The sequence below is a fragment of the Streptomyces sp. NPDC007084 genome (assembly GCF_040703595.1).
Lineage (GTDB): Bacteria > Actinomycetota > Actinomycetes > Streptomycetales > Streptomycetaceae > Streptomyces.
This window is the reverse complement of record NZ_JBEYFY010000055.1, coordinates 12,342-30,438: the sequence shown is the minus strand read 5'-3', so window position 1 is coordinate 30,438 and position 18,097 is coordinate 12,342. Positions and strand designations below refer to the sequence as shown.

Annotated in this window: 15 protein-coding genes and 1 pseudogene; 8 read left to right on the top strand and 8 right to left on the bottom strand. The window is 70.6% G+C overall.

What is annotated here, in order from left to right; genetic code table 11:
* Positions 1 to 136: 136 nt before the first annotated feature.
* Together AB0912_RS29535 and AB0912_RS29530 are read right to left on the bottom strand one after the other, a co-directional pair.
* The gene (locus AB0912_RS29535; protein WP_366705141.1) at positions 137 to 3,262 is read right to left on the bottom strand and encodes a discoidin domain-containing protein; all 3,126 of its coding nucleotides are present in this window, start codon (positions 3,260 to 3,262) and stop codon (positions 137 to 139) included.
* Between the two features lie 337 nt (positions 3,263 to 3,599).
* The gene (locus tag AB0912_RS29530) at positions 3,600 to 4,184 is read right to left on the bottom strand and encodes an isochorismatase family protein (RefSeq protein ID WP_366705139.1); all 585 of its coding nucleotides are present in this window, start codon (positions 4,182 to 4,184) and stop codon (positions 3,600 to 3,602) included.
* 244 nt (positions 4,185 to 4,428) lie between these two features.
* Between AB0912_RS29530 and AB0912_RS29525 the strand changes: the two genes are divergently transcribed.
* Positions 4,429 to 5,427 (top strand): helix-turn-helix domain-containing protein, encoded by a 999-nt coding sequence (locus AB0912_RS29525; RefSeq protein WP_366705137.1) that lies wholly within the window; start codon positions 4,429 to 4,431, stop codon positions 5,425 to 5,427.
* Positions 5,428 to 5,562: 135 nt separating this feature from the next.
* On the opposite strand, the gene AB0912_RS29520 is transcribed toward AB0912_RS29525, so the two are convergent.
* Positions 5,563 to 5,856: a hypothetical protein gene (locus tag AB0912_RS29520; protein ID WP_366705135.1), complete on the bottom strand. Its 294-nt coding sequence runs from the start codon at positions 5,854 to 5,856 to the stop codon at positions 5,563 to 5,565.
* A gap of 180 nt (positions 5,857 to 6,036) precedes the next feature.
* Here AB0912_RS29520 and AB0912_RS29515 point away from each other — a divergent pair, with 180 nt between their 5' ends.
* Positions 6,037 to 7,095, top strand: a complete 1,059-nt coding sequence (locus AB0912_RS29515; RefSeq protein WP_366705133.1) for a TIGR01777 family oxidoreductase — start codon at positions 6,037 to 6,039, stop codon at positions 7,093 to 7,095.
* 134 nt (positions 7,096 to 7,229) lie between these two features.
* Here AB0912_RS29515 and AB0912_RS29510 read toward each other — a convergent pair whose 3' ends face one another.
* Entirely contained in the window at positions 7,230 to 7,808 is a 579-nt protein-coding gene (locus AB0912_RS29510) for a fasciclin domain-containing protein (protein ID WP_366705131.1), read from the bottom strand.
* Positions 7,809 to 8,322: 514 nt separating this feature from the next.
* Between AB0912_RS29510 and AB0912_RS29505 the strand changes: the two genes are divergently transcribed.
* Together AB0912_RS29505 and AB0912_RS29500 are read left to right on the top strand one after the other, a co-directional pair.
* Positions 8,323 to 8,628 (top strand): cupin domain-containing protein, encoded by a 306-nt coding sequence (locus tag AB0912_RS29505; RefSeq protein WP_366705129.1) that lies wholly within the window; start codon positions 8,323 to 8,325, stop codon positions 8,626 to 8,628.
* A gap of 124 nt (positions 8,629 to 8,752) precedes the next feature.
* Positions 8,753 to 9,145: a PASTA domain-containing protein gene (locus AB0912_RS29500; RefSeq protein ID WP_366705127.1), complete on the top strand. Its 393-nt coding sequence runs from the start codon at positions 8,753 to 8,755 to the stop codon at positions 9,143 to 9,145.
* Between the two features lie 155 nt (positions 9,146 to 9,300).
* Here the strand turns inward: AB0912_RS29500 and AB0912_RS29495 are convergent, their stop codons facing one another.
* Positions 9,301 to 9,681 (bottom strand): MerR family transcriptional regulator, encoded by a 381-nt coding sequence (locus tag AB0912_RS29495; RefSeq protein WP_366705125.1) that lies wholly within the window; start codon positions 9,679 to 9,681, stop codon positions 9,301 to 9,303.
* 238 nt (positions 9,682 to 9,919) lie between these two features.
* Between AB0912_RS29495 and AB0912_RS29490 the strand changes: the two genes are divergently transcribed.
* Positions 9,920 to 10,858: a chlorophyllase gene (locus AB0912_RS29490; RefSeq protein WP_366705123.1), complete on the top strand. Its 939-nt coding sequence runs from the start codon at positions 9,920 to 9,922 to the stop codon at positions 10,856 to 10,858.
* Positions 10,859 to 11,344: 486 nt separating this feature from the next.
* On the opposite strand, the gene AB0912_RS29485 is transcribed toward AB0912_RS29490, so the two are convergent.
* Positions 11,345 to 13,783 (bottom strand): RICIN domain-containing protein, encoded by a 2,439-nt coding sequence (locus AB0912_RS29485; protein ID WP_366705121.1) that lies wholly within the window; start codon positions 13,781 to 13,783, stop codon positions 11,345 to 11,347.
* A gap of 359 nt (positions 13,784 to 14,142) precedes the next feature.
* Here AB0912_RS29485 and AB0912_RS29480 point away from each other — a divergent pair, with 359 nt between their 5' ends.
* The 3 genes and pseudogenes from AB0912_RS29480 to AB0912_RS29470 all read left to right on the top strand — a co-directional run.
* Positions 14,143 to 14,502 carry a VOC family protein gene (locus tag AB0912_RS29480; protein ID WP_366705119.1) on the top strand — a complete coding sequence of 120 codons (360 nt, stop codon included), beginning with the start codon at positions 14,143 to 14,145 and terminating at the stop codon, positions 14,500 to 14,502.
* A gap of 17 nt (positions 14,503 to 14,519) precedes the next feature.
* Positions 14,520 to 15,167: a class I SAM-dependent methyltransferase gene (locus AB0912_RS29475; RefSeq protein WP_366705117.1), complete on the top strand. Its 648-nt coding sequence runs from the start codon at positions 14,520 to 14,522 to the stop codon at positions 15,165 to 15,167.
* Between the two features lie 26 nt (positions 15,168 to 15,193).
* Positions 15,194 to 15,348 (top strand): annotated as a pseudogene (locus AB0912_RS29470) (VOC family protein); the annotation flags it as partial.
* A gap of 35 nt (positions 15,349 to 15,383) precedes the next feature.
* On the opposite strand, the gene AB0912_RS29465 reads toward AB0912_RS29470, so the two are convergent.
* Together AB0912_RS29465 and AB0912_RS29460 are read right to left on the bottom strand one after the other, a co-directional pair.
* On the bottom strand, positions 15,384 to 17,084 hold the full coding sequence (locus AB0912_RS29465) for an alpha-amylase family protein (protein ID WP_366705115.1): 1,701 nt from the start codon (positions 17,082 to 17,084) through the stop codon (positions 15,384 to 15,386).
* Positions 17,075 to 18,097, bottom strand: coding sequence for a TIGR03885 family FMN-dependent LLM class oxidoreductase (locus AB0912_RS29460; protein ID WP_366705113.1), 1,023 nt, complete (start codon positions 18,095 to 18,097; stop codon positions 17,075 to 17,077). The genes AB0912_RS29465 and AB0912_RS29460 overlap by 10 nt, the downstream gene beginning before the upstream one ends.

Sequence of the window (18,097 nt, the reverse complement as noted above, 5' to 3'; positions counted from 1 at the left end):
TACGTGTCCCACTCCCTCTACGCGTCCCTCGCGGCCTACGCGTCCCTCGCGGTCTACGTGTTCCACGGGCCCGCGCGAACCAGGAAGCCCGCCCGGCACCCAAGGCACCGGCATCAACATCGGCGCCGGCGTCGGGTCAGCGCACGGTGAGGCTGATCAACCGGGCCTCCCCCGGCCGGCCGGCGTCGGTCGCCAGGGCCACATAGCGGGCGGTGCCGTCGGTGGCGAGCCGGCGGCTTCGGCCGACCCCGGTGAGCCGGCCTGCCTGCGTATAGGTGAGACCGTCCGCGCTGAGTTCCGCCGTGAGTCCCGGGACGCGACCGCCGGTCCACTCCGCGCGGATCTCCCGTACGGGGTGCTCGGCGCCGAGGTCGACCACCATGCGGCCGCCGGGACCGGGCGTCCAGGCGGTGTGCGGGTCACCGTCGACGGCGGCCGACGGGGCCGACATGCCCGGTGGAAGCGGGCTGGTCGGGAACACGGTGCGGCCCAGGGCGAGGTCGTCCAGCGGATAGGGCGTGGCGCCCCGCAGGGTGACGGTGGTGGTGCGGCCCGCGCGGACCACGGCCACCTCGGTGCGGCTCTGGCCGGCCACCCGCACGGCGCAGGACGGGCCGGTGAGCCGCACGGTGGCGGCGTCCACGACCTCCGCGCGTAGCCCGACGGGCAGTTTCGTTCCCGCGACAGGGCTCAACACCACGCGCGGAGGCAGCAGTTCGGCGGTGGCGGCGTCAAGGCGGGCCTCGTAGGCGGTGCCTTGGGCGGTGAGGGTCTGGTCTCCCTCGAACAGGACGGCGCGCGTGGCGGGTTGGGGGATGTCGACCCGGGTCGAGATCTGCCGGCCGGTCAGGTTGAAGAGGCTGAGGTGGTCCTCGGTGAGAGCGGCGCGGACGCCGTCGTCCTGGGTCCGGGGCGCGTCGCGGCGGGCGAGGTCACGGAGGGCGTCGGCGGATATCCCGGGATACCCCTCGGCGAGCAGGGGAGTCGCCGGGCCGTCGGCCAGCACGACGGTGTCGCCGTACACCGCGATCGGCTGCTTCGGGCCCCGTACGACGAGCCCGGCGCGGCCGTCGACGTCGATCCAGCCGCCCTTGCTGGAGACGTCGGGCTCGGGCCAGGAGGCGAGGTCGGTCCACTGCCGGCCGTCGGCCGAGCCCTGCACGGTGTAGGCGCGTCCGGCGGCGGCCTCCCAGCGGAGCGTGACGCGGTCAACCGGGTGAGGCGCGCCGAGATCGACGGCGAGCCAGCTGTCCGCGCGGGGCCGGTCGGCTCTCGACACCGCCCAGCGGGTGGTGGCGTCGCCGTCCACCGCGAGCGCCGGTTCCTTCCCCGGGTCGTACGAGGACGCGGTCGCGGTCCCGTTCCGGGCGAGGTCGGCGCTGTCCGAGCCGTCGCGGATCTCGAAGGCGTACAGGGAGTAGCCGTAGGCCGGGTCGGGCAGGACGCCGGTCATGCGCAGGTGTCTGACCTCGGTCCTGGCGAAGGCGACCTCGTCCACGCGCGTGGCGGCGGCGGCAGGGCGGGCGTCCTGGGCGGTCACGGTGGCGGTGCCCTCCGCGAAGCGGTAGGTGCGTGAGCCGGTCAGGCCCGGGATGCCCGGCATGGTGAGGTTGTGGACCTCCAGGTGCCCCTCCCCGGCCGCGACGCCGGTCGTGGCGTAGACGACGGCGCCCGAGGGCAGGGTGGTCAGACCCGCCTGCCCTGCGCCGAGCCGCAGCATGGTGGCGCTGCCGTCGAATCCGTCGCGCGGTCCGCTGTACGCGCGTACCCGACGGCCGGTCACCTGTGCGGCGGTGCCGGGCAGGAACATGGGGTTGGCGCCGCTGAGCTTGAACAGCCAGTCGTCGTGGACCGGCTGCCAGGCGAACTTCACGAAGCCCGGCTTGGTCACGGCGCCCGCCCAGGCGCCGGCCGACTGGTGGGACACCAGCCCGGGCGCGGCTCCGAAGTCGTTGACCCCCGAGGCGAGTTCGAACAGTTCCTCCGAGGACAGCGGCCGAACCGTCCGGCCCTGGCCTGCGGCCCACAGGTGCAGGAGGTAGCTGATGGCCACCTCGGCGCGGGCCTCCGGTTCGTACTTCGGCTCGCCGGAGAACTTGGCGAGGCGGTACTCCGGCGGATACTTCTGGTAGGCCTCCAGCCGCTCCGCGAGGGCCAGTTCGGCCCGGGCGGCGGCACGGTCGCCGGCCACCTGGGCGAGGAAGGCGAGCGGGATGACGTCACGGCCGTAGAGGTGCTCACGGTCGTTGACCATCGGCATCAGCGGCTCACCGGCGTCGCTCATCACCCCGAGCAGCGTGCGCCACAGTTCGTCCGCGTTCGGCTGGTTGGTGAGCACCTGGGGCAGCGGGCGCCCGGCGGTGATGAAGTGGGCGGCGTTGCGGCCGGAGGTGCGCCACAGCTCTTCCTGGTAGTGCGGGCCGAAGGAACCGTGGTTCTCGACGATGAAGGTGTCGTACAGGTTGCGGGCGGTGTTGCCGGACACCGGGACGCCGTCGACACGGGCGGGGTTGGCGAGGTCCGCCTGAGGCAGCCCGGCCTCGTTACGCGACCAGGCCCCGAAGGACTTCTCCCAGTCGGCGTGCCGGGGGTCGTCCGGGGCCCAGGCCAGTCCGGGGGCGAGGGACTGGGCGTAGACGCCCATCTCCTCCAGCTTGGTGTCGCCCTCGTGGCCGCCGAGCAGGCCGTGCGGGGTCCAGCTTCCGGAGTTCGGGTCGTCGCCGGTTCCCAAGGCCGTTGTGTAGGCGGCCTGTTCGCGGGCGATGGTGTCGACGTCGGCGCGCGTGGCCGCGTCGAGTTCGTCCCACAACAGCCGTGCCGCCAGCACGAAGTAGAGCTGGAAGGTGGTGTCGAAGAAGAGGGTGCGGCCCCACTGGGTGCCGCCGGTGAGCCGGTTCGACGCGGCGAAGTGCCGGATTGTGGCGATCGTGCGGGACTTGAGCGTCTTCGCGTCGATCCCGGCGCGGTCGCTGTCGTAGGGGCCGTGGGTGAGCAGGACGGCATTGCCAAGGACCACGGCGAACCCGAAGTCCTTGTCGGTGTAGTAGCCGCGCGCCTCGTCCCACTGCGTCTCGGACCAGTGCGTGTGGTTCAGCAGGACGCGGTAGTAGGTGTCCGCGATGGTGCCGGGCGCCGCGGCCGGGCGTCCCTGAGCGCTCGCCGCACCGCTGCCGAAGGTGACAGGGACGGTCGCCGCGACCGCGGCGGCACCGAGAAGCTGGACGAAACGACGGCGATCGACATACGGGGATACATCGGGCACGCTGGGCGCCTTTCGGTAAGACAACGTTGTCAAACGGATGACCGAAATTCTTCGTCCGGAATCAGGCGTGCGTCAAGGGGTGCGGCGGGGGCGGTTGTTGGGGCGGGGGACCGGACGCGCTCCGGCTCCTCCTGCGGCGTGGCGCGCGGGAGGAGCCGATGGGGTCAGCGGATTCGAGGGGAACGGGGTGCGGAACTCACGCCCTGGGCAGTGGCGGTGGCAGTCGCCGTGACCGCGGCGGCGGCGCTCGGCGCGGGCGCTCCCCTCCGCCCGGCCGTCCTGCCCGCCCTCGGCATACCGCCCACCCTCGGCATTCCCCTCACCCTCAGCGTCGCCCTCAGACCAGCTCCTTGTGGGACGGGACGACGACGCCGTACAGGTCGGCGATGGTGGCGAGGGCGCCGTAGTGCACCTGGCGGGCGTCGAGGTCGACGCCGGTCACGGGGAGCGAGCGGGTGGCAGTGGCGTCGGCGACGACCGTGGGGCGGTTGCCGCGCAGGAACGCGCCCTGCGCGGTGAACGCCACGCACATGTGCGTCATCCAGCCGGCGATGACCACGTCCTGGCCCTCCGGGATGTGCGTCGCGAGGTCCGTGTCCACGAACGCGTTCGGGACCCGCTTGACGACCACCGGCTCACCGTCGGCCGGGGCGACCCGGGGGTGGATGCGGCCGATCTCGGCCCGGATGTCGTACGGGGTGCCCTCGCCGCCGTCGTTGACGACGTGCACGATGTTGGCGCCTTCCTGGCGGGCCCGGGCCAGGAGTTGGGCCGCGGCGTCGAGCGAGGCCTCCCAGCCGTCGAGTTCCATCACGCCCTGGGTGTAGGTGTTCTGGAAGTCGATGAGGATCAGGGTGGAGCCGGCGAGCTTCGCGGGGTTCCGGTCGAAGCCGTTCAGCTCGCGCAGCGTCGTTCTTGACATGGGTGTACCGCCTTCGGTCGTTCGGTGGTTGCGTCGAGGTCCGGTGCAATCCGGTGCAATCCGGTGCAATCCGGTGCCGGTGAGGCCCGGTTGCGGGTCGGTGGTTCCGGTGGACAGGGCGGCCTCGGCGATGCGTTGGGTGCCTCTGGAACGCTATGGCCGCGCGTTCGTGTCCGCAATGACGTCTAACATGCAGAAACCGACATGCCCGGCCGGGCGTGCCGGGCGCCGATCAGGGGGACTTGTGCCGCATGCCGCCGAACGCCTTGTCGTCATCGTTCTCTTCGAGGGCGTCGACCTGCTCGACGTGACCGGACCGCCCGAGGTCTTCTCCCTGGCCCGGCGCGAGACGGAGGAAGCGAGCGGCTATCAGGTCGTTCTCGCCGCCGAGAGCATGGACCCGGTCACCACCTCGGCGGGCGTCCGCCTCCTTCCGGACCTCACCTTCGGCGAGGCCGCCACCAAGAGCATCGACACCCTCATCGTGCCCGGCTCCGTGGAGGTGGACGGTGATCGCGGCGTCCGGGCCCTTGTCGATCCGGGCCTGGTGAGCTGGGTGAAGTCCCTCGCGGGCCGCGCCCATCGCGTCACGTCCGTCTGTGTCGGCGCCCATCTTCTCGCCGCGGCGGGTCTTCTCGACGGCAAGCGGGCCACCACACACTGGTCGACCGCGTCCCAACTGGCCGCCGACCACCCGGCCGTCGAGGTGGACGCCGACCCGATCTTCATCCGACAGGGCGACGTGTGGACCGGCGCCGGGATCAGCGCCTGCCTCGATCTGTCGCTGGCCCTGGTCGCCGAAGACCTCGGCGAGGCCGTCGCCCTGCGCGTCGCCCGGCAACTGGTCATGTACCTCAAACGGCCGTCAGGGCAGAGCCAGTTCAGTGTCCCGCTGGAGCAGATCTCCACGACCCGCCGGATCGAGGACCTGCGCCATCACATCCTGCGCAACATCGGCGAGCCGCTCACCGTCGTGGATCTCGCCGCGTTCGCCCATGTCAGCGATCGTCATCTCACCCGGCTCTTCAAGACCGAACTGGGCACGACCCCGCACGCGTACATCGAGTCCGTCCGTGTCGAGAAGGCACGCCACGAACTCGAATCCTCCGACGCCACTCTCGAACGCATCGCGTCGGCCTGCGGGTTCGGTACGACGGACACGCTGGTGCGGGCCTTTCGGCGCCGGCTGAACACGACGCCCACCGAATACCGACGCAGGTTCAGGGTGCCGCAGGTGCGGTGACGCGACACGCGGCTGGTCCGCGCCGGGAGCCGGCCGGGGGCCGGACGACTCGCCCACGTGCCGGCCGACTTGCCGTGTCGGCTGACCCGCCGTACCGAGCGATCCGCCCGCCCCCATCGGTCCCTGCCGGGTCGTTCAGGCGTGCGCCTTGCGCGGGGCCGTCGCCTTGCGTGGGGCGGCGTGATGGGCGGGGTCGCCCGTCGTCGGCGGGTGCAGGCGCCGCAGGGACAGGGTCGCCGTTAGGAGCAGGCCGGTGAAAACGGCGAGGAGCAGGGCGGAGACCCACATCTGCCGGGTTCCGGGTGACTGCCAGGCCGTCCAGAGGGTGGAGGCGGTCCACAGCAGGATGCCCATCACGTAGAAGGCACGGACCCGGTGCAACTGTCGCACGGCCCGCAGGAACATGACGCGTTCGGTCTTCGGTGCCATGGCGAGGCGTGTACCCCGAATTCGGGATCATCACCTGGGACTGTCGCCATACCTGTCGTGGGGCTGCGGTCATCCCTGCCTGGGGGCTGCCGTCATCCCGGTCGTGGGGCTGCCGTTCCGATCCAGTTGAACACGTTCAAAAAGAGGGGCTAATCTGGATCCACGAAACGAGGGGGATCCATGAAGGTAGTGCTGCCCGGGGGAACCGGACAGGTGGGCGCGATTCTCGACCGTGCGCTGACGGCGGCCGGTCACGACGTGACGGTGCTGACCCGCAGTCCGCGGCGAGCGCGCGAGACCGGCTGGGACGGGGCCACGCTCGGCCCCTGGGCCGCCGCGATCGACGGCTGCGACGCCGTGATCAACCTGGCGGGACGCAGCGTCTCCTGCCGTTACACCCCCGAGAACCTGCGGGCCATGATGGATTCCCGGGTCGACTCGGCGCGGGTGGTCGGCGAGGCGATCGCCGCCGCCGCGCGGCCGCCGCGGGTCTGGCTCCAGATGAGTACGGCGACGGTCTACGCCCACCGGTTCGACGCGGCGAACGACGAGGCGACCGGTGTGATCGGCGGGGCGGAGCCCGGGGTGCCCGACTACTGGGCGTACAGCGTCGAGATCGCGCGGAACTGGGAGCGGGCGCAGGCGGAGGCGGCAACGCCCGCCACCCGTAAGGTGATTCTGCGCTCGGCGATGGTCATGAGCCCCGACCGGGGCGGTGTGTTCGACGTGCTGTCCCGGCTGACCGGGCTCGGGCTGGGCGGTCCGGTGGCGGGCGGCGCGCAGTACGTCTCCTGGATCCACGACGAGGACTTCGTCCGGGCGGTGGAGTTCCTGATCGACCGGGAGGATCTCGAAGGACCGGTGAACCTCTCCTCCCCCGGTCCCCTTCCGCACCGGGACTTCATGCGGGCGCTGCGCACCGCCTGGCGCGTCCCGGTCGGGCTTCCGGCGACGCGCTGGATGGCCGAGCTGGGCGCGTTCGCGATGCGTTCGGACACCGAGTTGCTCTTCAAGAGCCGCCGGGTGGTGCCGGGCCGGTTGCGCGAGGCCGGGTTCACCTTCTCGCATCCGGAGTGGGAGAAGGCCGCCGTGTCGCTCGTACGGCGTGCGCGGTCGGCCCGTTCGGGAGCCGCCGACGGCTACGGCGCCGACTCCGACTCCAGTTCCGGATCCAGTTCCGGCTCGGACAACAGCGCCGCTTCCGGCGACGGGCTTGGCCTCCAGAGCCGCCCGGCATAGGTCACGGTCGCTCCCAGGTCACCGTCACCCTCGCGAGTGGCAGGGCGGCGGGGCGAGGTCAGGAAGGTCCGGGTCGAGGCCGTGTATCCCCAAGGGCCCCGGCCCGGACGGTCCCCCGTCGAACGGCGTCGGCCCTACTTGGGCGGCATGAGGACGCTGTCGATGAGGTACACCGTCGCGTTGGAGGTCTTGATGTTGCCGCAGACGATGTTCGCGGTGCCGTTGACCTTGTACTTTCCGTCCGATCCGTTGGTCGTGAGCTTGGCGCCCTCCAGGGTCTTGAAGGAACCCATGGTGAGCTGGTTCGGCGCGACCTTCTCGCCGACCACGTGGTAGGTGAGGATCTTGGTGAGCTGGTCCTTGTTGGCGAGCACCTTGGCCAGGTCCGCCTTCGGGATCTTGTTGAAGGCGTCGTTGGTCGGGGCGAAGACGGTGATGTCCTTGGCGTTGTTGAGCGTGTCGACCAGGCCGGCCTTCTTCACCGCCGTCACCAGTGTCGACAGCGCCGGGTTGTGCGACGCGGCCGTGGCTACCGGGTCCTGGGCCATACCTTGCAGGCTGCCGGACCCGTCTTTGGGAACCGACGAGCACGCGGGCCCGAACGTTCCTCCGTCGTCCGCGTGCGCGGCCGGGGCGAGTAGCCCGACGGACACGGGCAGTGCGATCGCCGCGGCTGCCGCGGCGGCCATGCTGATCATGCTCCGGGTGGCCATGATCGGTACCTCCTCGGGATGAGGACTCATCGGGAGCCCTTTCATGGGTGCCGATCGAGGCTGGCCGGGGACACGTCCCCGAGGCGGGGTCCGGACTACCGGCTCAGCTCGATCACACCTCTTATCCGAGGCGGGTTCGGTGGCGGATGGGTGGAGATGGGCGATTAATTATGATTTGCGCTTATTTCACCATGCGCCTACCGGCTCTCACCCTGAGTTGACCAACGCGCAGGCCGGCATCTTGACGCCGATCGGGCCGCTCGCGGTGCTTCCGGGCTTACGGCCCTGGAACACGACGTTGATGCTGTGCGCCTCGTAGGTGCCCCGCGCGCCGCCCATGACGAGCCGGTGGACGCGAGCAGCGCGCCCACCGGCACTTCGTCGTCCGGCGACAGATTTTGCCCACCGGTCGACCAGTCGGAGCTTTCGCGCCAGTAGCGTCAAGGACATCCATTGATCTTGTTGCGCGGACCCGGAGAGGCCTCATCGGCCGGGGCCGCGAGAGGGGTGTGCCATGAAGGCGTTCGACCTTGTGGAGACGGCGTCCGGTCTGCCGGAGGCGTGGAGTTCGCGCGTACTGGGGGCGGTGGGGCCTGCCTTGGTGAAGGTGCTGCGGATGGACGGGCAGCCGGTCGCGGAGGACCGCCACCGAACCGCCGAGGCGTTGCTCGTTCTCGACGGCCGGATGGAGTTGGAGGTGGCCGGCACGCAAGTGTCGGTGGGGGCGGGCGAGTTGTTCGTCGTCCCGGCCGAAACCGCCCACACCGTACGTCCCGGAAGCCACGGCACTCTGGTGATCGTCGAGCTGCCGGAGGGGTAGGGCACGACGGCGGGCCGCCGACGGCTACGTCTCGATGCGTATGGCGCCGCGCGCGAGAGGTCGGTCACCCTGATGCCCTGCACGCCCCGAATGTCCGGGGCGCCTCACCAACGGGGAGTCCGTCATGCACCACCGCGTCCCTCACCCGCTCCGCCGCGCCGCCCTCCCCCTCGCCGGTCTGCTCCTGGCGGTCGGTCCCCTCACCGCCTGCCACAGCACGGACGACGACAACGCTCCGACATCACCGCCGCGGTCCACGGCCGCTCCCTCCGCCACTCCCTCCGCGACCTCCGACCAGCAGTCCAGCCCGACCGCCGCGGAGGGCACCGTCCCCGATCTCACGGGCCTCACCGTCGCCGAGGCGCGCAACCAACTCGCCGATCTCGACTACGGGATGGCCTTTACTGACGACTCCACCATCGGCGACGACTCTCTCAAGGTGACCGCCCAGTCCCCCGCACCCGGCACCCAGGCGAAGGCCGGCACCACCGTCACCATCACCGTGCCCGACCACTGAACGTCGCACCACCCGGCCGCTGAAAAAGCGGATCCCGCCTCCGGCCTTCCGGAGACGGGATCCGCGCGGCCCTGAGCCCTGTAAGTACGGGGATTCATGGATCCGTTGGTCCGCCTGTCATCAACCAGTCCTTTTCCGACGGGTATGGCTCCGGTCTACGCGTTCGCGTCCCGTGGGCAGGGAGCGCCTGTACGCATATTGGACGAGGCGCCGTCGATGACGGAGTCGAGCCTGTCCCGCGTCTGGGCGAGATCCGCGAGGCGACGGTCGAGCCGGTCGCGCTCTGCGGCCAAGCGCCGAAGGAGTTCGGGGGTGGCCTTGCCATCGATGACGCAGGGTGTCAGCTCGGCGATGGTCTTGCTGCTCAGTCCAGCGGCGTACAGCTCGCGGATGAGGTGGATTCGGTCGACGGCGGTCTCCGCGTAGTGGCGCTGTCCGCTCCTGCCGCGCTCGGCGGTGAGGAGGTTCTGTTCCTCGTAGTACCGCAGAGCGCGGGTGGTCACTCCCGTGCGCCGGGCGAGTTCCCCGATCCGCATACCTACCCCTTTGCGGGTGTTCCGCGTCACACCTGTTGCCCTTCACGTCAACGTCAAGTTTTACGGTAGTCCATGCGCTCGCCGACGGGCGAATGATCCCGTTCGCCCCCTTACCGGCATCGAGTGAACACGAGCAGTCGGAATATCCATCGGCGAGGGTCTTCAGCGCCGGCGGAGATCGGCGTCGACCTGGCCGAGCCCGTCCCGGCCGCCCTCTCCTGGAAAGGCGGACACCCGCATGACCATCCACCCCGTCACCGGCCTTACCGATCCGGCCGGCACCGCGACGGTGTCCGTCAAACCACTCGTGCTGAGGGCACGGCGGCGCGGCACGGACCTGCACGTCCGCGTCACCGCTCCCACCACCGGCACACGCCTGCCCGTCGTGCTCTTCGCCCACGGCTTCGGCTCCGACCTGGACGGCTACGCCCCGCTGGTCGACCACTGGGCCGCCGGCGGCTTCGTCGTCGTCCAGGCCACGCACCTGGACTCCAAGCGGCTCGGCCTCCCCGCCGACGACCCCCGTCGGCCCCGTATATGGCGCTACCGCGTCCAGGACATGCGACGCGCGCTCGACGAACTCACCACTTTGGAGGCGAGTGTGCCGGGGTTGGAAGGCCGCGTCGACCACGGCCGCGTCGTTGCTGCCGGGCACTCCTTCGGCGGCCAGACCGCCGGCATCCTGGTGGGGCTGCGGGTCACCGACCCGGACACGGGCGTCGCGGAGGACCTGTCCGACGCCCGGGTCATGGCCAGCGTCCAACTGGCCACCGCGGGAGCGGGCGGTGCCGAACTGACCGCCTTCGCTCACGACAACCTTCCCTGGTTGCGCGATCAGGACTTCTCTCACATCACCGCTCCCGGCCTCGTCGTCGCCGGGGACAAGGACGACCTCCCGCTCACCACCCGGGGCCCCTCCTGGACCACTGACCCCTATACCCTCAGCCGCGGCGACAGGAGCCTCTTGACCGTCCGCGGCGGCGAGCACTTCCTCGGCGGCATCTCCGGGTACCAGTCGGCCGAGACCACCGATGAAAACCCGGACCGTGTCGCCCTCGTCCAGCAGGTCACCCTCGCCTACCTGCGGCACATCACCGGAGTCGACCACACGGACTGGAACAACGCCCGAGGCGCCCTCACCGACGGACACCCGCTAGGGCACCTCGCGACCAAGTGACCCCGCCACCCGCAACAGCGGGTCCTCTCCCCTCCAGCGACGCAGGACGCTCTGCGGTCACGGCGGAATCGTCATGACGAGGCAAACAGAACGAACGGGGCTGCCTGAAAGTCCCCGACGGGGGCACTCGGATGTCTGCGACACCGATGGGTGCCGCTTTTCCGAAGGAAAGAGAAAGCCGTGTACATAGGACTGGGTACCGTCGTCCTCGTCATCGTCATCGTCGCCGTCGTCATGATGCTGCGCCGCGGCTGACCTTCCGCACATGTACCCGTTCCACCGGACGCGTGAGACCGCGTACGACCGGTGAAACACCAGTACCAGGGGCGTGAGCGGCGGGACCAGCGTGTACGAGTCGGCGCTGAGGCACATCCGTGAAGCGCTGGAAGAGAGGCCGCCCGATGTGGGCGGCCTCTCTCTTCGCGTCCCCGGCCCCGCCGCAATCGGTCACCCGGTTCACTCATCCGGGTCACCGGCCCCAGTCCCTCACAAGAAGCGCCACAGATGGTCGGCCGTGCCGTTGTCGTCGTACTGGACCACCTGTGCGCTGTTGGCCGTGGACATGAGGTCGACGCCCAGGACCTTGCCGCTGTTCTTGTTGCGGATGCGGTACCAGCCGCCGGTGTCCGCGACGAGGGACCACAGGTGGTCGGCGGTGCCGTTGTCGTCGTACTGGACCACCTGTGCGCTGTTGGCCGTGGACATGTGGTCCACACCGAGCACCTTGCCGCTGTGGCCGTTCCGGATCAGATACCAGCCCGCGCCCTTGTCGACGAGCTGCCAGGCGTGGTCGCCCGTTCCGGTGTTGTCGAACTGGACGACGCGTGCGCTGTTGGCGGTCGACATCCCGTCGACGGCCAGGACCTTGCCGCTGTTCTTGTTCGCGATACGGCGGAACGGGGGCTCCGGTGTCCAGGGGTGGCCGTCGGGGGTGGCTGTCGGGAAGGACGTGATGCGCAGTCGGGCCGCGCCCATGGGGATCAGGGTGACCGTCTCCACGGCGGCGGTGCTGCGCGCAGGGGCGGTCTGGAGCGGGGCGATGACGTGTTCGCTGTCCGCTACCCACTCCTGGATCTTCCGGGCCTGGGCCGTCAGGTACAGGGGTGTCGCGGCGGGGGTGAAGGGCTGGTCCGGGACGGTGGCGGTGGCCCGCGTGGGTGTGAGGGTGGTGTCGGGGAGCAGGCCGTAGTTCCACGGAGTGGTGGCGTGCACCTCGTAGGCGGGGAACGTCGCGTCACCCGCGTAGCGGTCGTAGCGCTCGCCGATCTTCAACGAGTAGGTGAGCGGGCCTCGTTCGACGCTGACGGCGTCGCGCTGTCCGGGCCAGCGGCGGAGCCGGGCCTGCTGGGGCAGCCGCAGTCGGACCGTGTCGCCGTCGCGCCAGGTACGGTCGACGCGCGCCCAGGCCGGGCCGTCGGGGGCCGCGAACACGGAGCCGTTGACGGTGAGTTGGGGCCCCTTGCACCAGCCGGGGATGCGCAACTGGAGCGGGAAGTGGACGGGTTGGGGCGTCGAGAGGGTGAGGGTTACCGTGTCGTCGAAGGGGTAGCCGGTGTCCTCGGTGATGGTGACGGTCGTTGCGCCGGCGACCGTGGTCCGGACGCTGTTCGGGGCGTACAGGGCGGCGGCGAGTCCTCCGTCGGCGGTGGTGAGCCAGAGCTCCTCGGTGAAGTAGGGCCAGCCCATGCCGTAGTTGTGGGGACAGCACCGGTACTGGTCGACGCCGGCCTGGAAGGCCTGCATGGCGAAGCCGTTCTGGAACTGGCCCTGCGTCTTGGGGCGGTTGTCGAGGTCGATGCTGTTGCCGCTGGTGATGTAGTGGATCGACCTGCCGTCGGGGTCGAGCGAGGCGGGGAGCATGTTGAAGGCCAGGTCTTCGCAGCGGTCCGCCCAGAGCGGGTCGCCGGTGATGCGCGTCAGCAGTTCGTGGCTGGCCATGAACTCGACGATGCCGCAGGTCTCGAAGCCCTGCCGGGGGTCGGTGAACCCGGGCCGGTAGTTCTCGTCGCCGGCCATGCCGCCGCCGGGGAAACGCCCGTATACGTTCATCACCGCGTCGTACGCCCGGTAGGTGGCCGCGGTGAGGTCGGCCGAGCCGTTGAGCTGGGCGTACTGGGCGGGCTCGCGGAAACCCTGGGCGATGTTCACGTTGTGCGGGCTGGGGGTCGCGCCGGTCCAGTCGGCGCCGTGGGTGTGCATCTTCGCGGCCAGGTCGAGCAGGAACGCCTCGCCGGTCCGGCGGTAGAGCCAGACGGCGATGTCGAGGCCGTCGCCCCAACGGTAGGAGACCCAGCTCGTGTTGAAGGCGCCGGGGCCCTGGGCGTTCATGAAGCGGAGGAACCCGGTGAGGAACGGGACGATGCGCTGGTCGCCGGTGTACTCCTCGAAGGTGCGCAGCGCTTGGAGCAGGGGGAGGAAGGGCCAGAAGTCGGGACCTCCGTTGAGCGAGGTGCGCAGGGCGCGGGGGCCGAAGAAGCCGTCGCTCTGCCGGGTGGCGAGGATCGCGTCCACCCACTCGCGTGAGCGGGTCAGGGCGTTCGGGTCGCGGGTGGCGATGGCCAGCGGTATGTATCCGCGGAGCCAGTACGGGACTTCCTCCCACGCGTCGTGCTCCGGGTGCGTCCAGCCGGTGGTCGAGAAGTCGAGGAAGTGCGAGAAGCTCTCGTATCTTCCGCACAACCCGTCGAGTTGCAGGCGCAGTTGACCGGCGAGCCAGCCGCGGGCGGTCACGCTGCCGGGAGGCAGCTTCCGGAACACGTCGGGCGTCCGCGTCTCGGCGAGGAGACTCGGCCGTGGGGGCGCGGGGGCGGCGGTGGGAGGGGCCGCTGCCGCGGTTCCCGCGAAGGGGGCGAAGGGGACCCCGAGGGCGGAGGTTCCGAGGGAGAGGGAGCCCATCGCGAGGAGCTGGCGTCTGCTCAGGGACATGCGGGTGATCTGCCTTCCGAGAGGGGTCGACTGGCAGTGCGACAACGCTGTCCCCGGTGGGCGGGCAACGTCGGATCATCCAGGTGCGGTTGGGCGGCGCCGGTGTGGAGGGTGGGGCGCCGCGGTCTTCTACAACGTTGGAAAGAGTGTCGCCGACATGCATGACAGCACGGCGGGGACGACCTGTCCAGGGTTCGCGCGCACCAGGGGGCACGTCCGTCAAGTCGCCTGTGTGGCCTGCGGGATCGTGGCCGCGTCTGAGACGCTGTCGGGTCCAGGTCCTGTCGTCAAATCCCCGTCGTTCGGCCGTCGGCAGGCAGACAGGCGGGGATTTTGACGACAGGGCCTAGGCTCGGCGTATGACCTTGGAATGGGAGCAGGTAGTTGTCGACTCGATGGATCCGGCTGTGTTGGGGCAGTGGTGGGCTGATGCTCTGGGCTGGGTCGTGGTCGACTCGTCCCCCGAGGAGTTCGAGATCCGCCCGGCGCCAGATCGCCTGCCGGGGCTGCTCTTCGGCCGCGACGCCGGAAACAAGACGGTGAAGAACCGGCTGCATCTCGACTTCCGCCCGGACGACCAGGAGGCGGAGGTGGCCCGCCTCCTGGCCCACGGCGCCCGCCACGCCGACATCGGCCAGACCGGCGAGGAGCCGTGGATCGTCCTGACGGACCCGGAGGGCAACGAGTTCTGCCTACTGGGCCCACGTCGAAGCGGCTGAGCTACCGGCCGGGCGAGATGTCACTTCAGGGAACCGCCGCGTACGAGGCGGGCGGCCACCTCCCCGAGTTGGTCCGGAGGGCCGTCGATGCCGCGCGGACGCACGGGTTCGCGTACTCCTGTCGGCCCGAACAGGGCCGCCTGCTCCAGACGTTGGCCGCCGGAGCTTCCGCCGGCATCGCCGAGACGGGTACCGGCTGCGGGGTCGGTCTCGCATGGCTGGCGTCGGGCGCCGCGCCCGGCACCCGGCTGATCAGCGTGGAACGCGACCCGGCGCGAGCCCGTATCGCCGCCGACGTCTTCCGGGACCGCGAGGACGTCGAGGTCCTGCTCGGCGACTGGCGGCGCGTCGAGGAGTCCGGCCCCTACGACCTGCTCGTGCTCGACGGCGGGGGCCAGGCCAAGGGGGACGGCACGGCGGACCCCGCCCGTCTGCTCACCACCGGCGGCACCGTCGTCATCGACGACTTCACCCCGAGCCCGACGTGGCCGCCTCGCTTCAACGGCGCGCTGGACCACTCGCGCCTTTACTGGCTCGAACACCCCGCCCTTCGAGCAACCGAACTGCGCCTCGCCCCCGACCTCAGCGTGATTGTCGGGACTCGGCGCCACGAGACAGAGACCCCGAATCCGGACGCGGAACCCGTCGGTCAGCCCCGTGGGTGAGACCCGGGTCGGTGGCGTTCCGGCGGGAGGTAGGGCGCCTGCTCGGCCTCGGTGCCCGCTTCGTCGTGGGTCACCGGAATCCCGACGGGTCGGGCTGGGCGGTCCTTTCGACCCCGAAGGGAACGAGTTCTGCGTTCTGCGCGGCGGCTCCGACCCCGGGCCGCCGCCCCCCTCCTCCTGACCTGACCGGCGCAACCCGTGCGCGGGGCGGCCCCCTCAGCTACCCGCCACCCTTTCCGCGTCGTCCGCCGGTGTCCCCCTGCGCAGCCAGCGGTAGCCGTAGGCCGGGAGTTGTACGGGCAGGACGCCGTCGGCGGGGATGGTGAGGGCGGTGTGGTGTTCGTCGAGGAGGTCGGTGAACCTCGTGCCGGGGGTGGCGTCGGGGAGGCGGAGGCGGGCCGTGACGGGGCGGCCGGCGAAGTTGTGGAGGACCAGGACGCTGCCGTCGGTGGTGTGGCTCAAGTGGGCCAGAACGGCTCGCTCACCGGCGTCGAGGACGCGGTACTCACCCCAGGCCAGTTCGGGAGTCTCGCGGTAGCGCTCGACGAACAGCCGGACACGGCTCAGCAGGGAGCCGGGGTCGCGGCTCTGGTCGTAGACGTTGACCTCTTGAGGAGTGAACTCCCCGTCGGCCAGCGGGTTGGGGAAGGCGTCGGGGGCGGCGGTCGAGAAGCCGGCGCCCGGCTGCGGGGTCCACTGCATGGGTGTACGGACGGCCTGCCGACCCTCGGCTGCGAGGTTCTCCCCCATGCCGATCTCCTCGCCGTAGAAGAGGACGGGCGTGCCCGGCAGGGTGAAGAGCAGGCTGTAGGCGAGTTCGACGCGGCGCCGGTCGCCGTCGACCATGGGAGGCAGCCTGCGCCGCAGCCCCCGGTCGTAGAGCTGCATGTCCTTGTCCGGTCCGAACGCCGCGAACACCTCGGCGCGTTCTGCCTCGGTCAGCTTGTCGAGGGTGAGTTCGTCGTGGTTGCGCACGAACGTGGCCCAGTGGGCGTCCCGCGGCGCGGCGGGGCGTTCCCGCAGCGAGCCGGCCAGCGGCCTCGCGTCCTCGCGCGCCATCGAGAGGTACATCTGCTGCATGCCGACGAAGTCGAAGCACATGGTGAGTTCGTCGCCGCGGTCGGAGTCGGGGTCGCCGAAGAAGCGCGCGAGGTCGCCGTACGGCAGGTTCACCTCGCCCAGCAGGACCGACTCACCGTTGCGGCGGCCGAGAAAGGCGCGCAGGTCGGCGAGGTAGGCGTGCGGATCGGGCAGCTCCCCGGCGTCGTCCTGCCCGTCGGTCTCCAGCAGGAACGGCACCGCGTCGACGCGGAACCCGGACAGGCCGAGCTGGGTCCAGAACCCCATCACGCGGGCTATCTCGTCGCGCACGTCGGGGTTGGCGACGTTCAGGTCGGGCTGCTGCTTGTAGAAGCGGTGCAGGTAGTACTGGCCGCTGCCCTCGTCGTACTCCCACAGGCTGTCCTCGGCGTCGGGGAAGACCACGCCCTTGGGCCCGTCCTCGGGGGGCTCGTCCTGCCAGACGTACCAGTCGCGGTGGGCGGAGTCCCGGGCGGAGCGCGCGTCCTTGAACCAGGGGTGCTCCTCGGAGGTGTGGTTGACGACCAGGTCGGCGATCACCCGGATGCCCCGGTCCTTGGCGGTGCGGACGAACTCGGTGAAGTCGCCTAGGGTGCCGAGGCGGGGGTCGACACCGTAGAAGTCGGTGATGTCGTAGCCGTCGTCGCGTTCCCGCGTCGGATAGAAGGGCATCAGCCACAGGCAGGTGACCCCGAGGCGCACCAGGTGGTCGATGCGCTGGGTGAGACCGGCGAAGTCACCGATGCCGTCGCCGTTCCCGTCCTGGTACGTCTCGACGTCCAGGCAGTAGACCACCGCGTTCTTCCACCACAGGTCGGAGGTGCGGGTCAGACGCATCGGTACTCCTTCGCCGTGGCGGGCAGGGGGCGGGTGACCGCGAGCTGCGGCAGGACCTCGGCGCCGAACGCGTCGATGAACGGCCCCTGTTCGCGGCCCACGTGGTGCAGCATCACGGCGTCGAAGCCGAGATCGGCGTACTCCTGGAGCCAGGCGGTGTGCTGCCCGAGGTCGGAGGAGACGTTGACCGTGCGGGCCACCTGTTCGGGCGTGACGTGCTCGCTGACGATGTCGAAGAGTTCCGCCGAGTCCAGGTCCCAACTGACCGGCGGGGAGTGGACGTTGGTGCGCCACTGGTCGTGGGCCAGGGCCAGGGCCTCGTCCTCGTCGGGCGCCCAGCTCAGATGGACCTGCAGGTTCAGGGGGCCGCGCCCGCCCGCGTCCCGGTAGGCGTCGGCGATCTCGCGCAGCTTCTCGCGCGGGGCGTTGACCGTGATGAGGCCGTCCGCCCACTCGGCGCACCAGGCGGCGGTGGCCGTACTGCACGCGGCGCCGAGCAGCGGCGGCACGGCGGACGGCAGGGTCCACAGCCGGGCCCGGTCCACGGTCACCAGCCCGTTGTGGCTGACCTCCTCGCCGTTCAGCAGCGCGCGGATGATGTCGACGCATTCGCGCAGCCGTGCGTTGCGCAGCTCCTTACGGGGCCAACGGGCGCCGGTGATGTGCTCGTTGGAGGCCTCTCCGCTGCCGAGCGCGGCCCAGAACCTGCCCGGGTACATGGAGGCGAGGCCGGCGATCGCCTGGGCGACGATGGCCGGGTGATAGCGCTGGCCCGGCGCGTTGACCACGCCGAACGGTGTCTGTTCGGTGGCCTGGAGCGCCGCGCCGAGCCACGACCAGGCGAAGCCGGACTCGCCCTGGCGGACGCTCCACGGCGAGAAGTGGTCGGAGCACATGGCGGCGGTGAAGCCCGCGCCCTCCGCTCGCACGACGGCGTCGAGGAGGTCGGCGGGCGGGATCTGTTCGTGCGAGGCGTGTAATCCGTAGACGGTCATGCCGCGGCGGGTACCCAC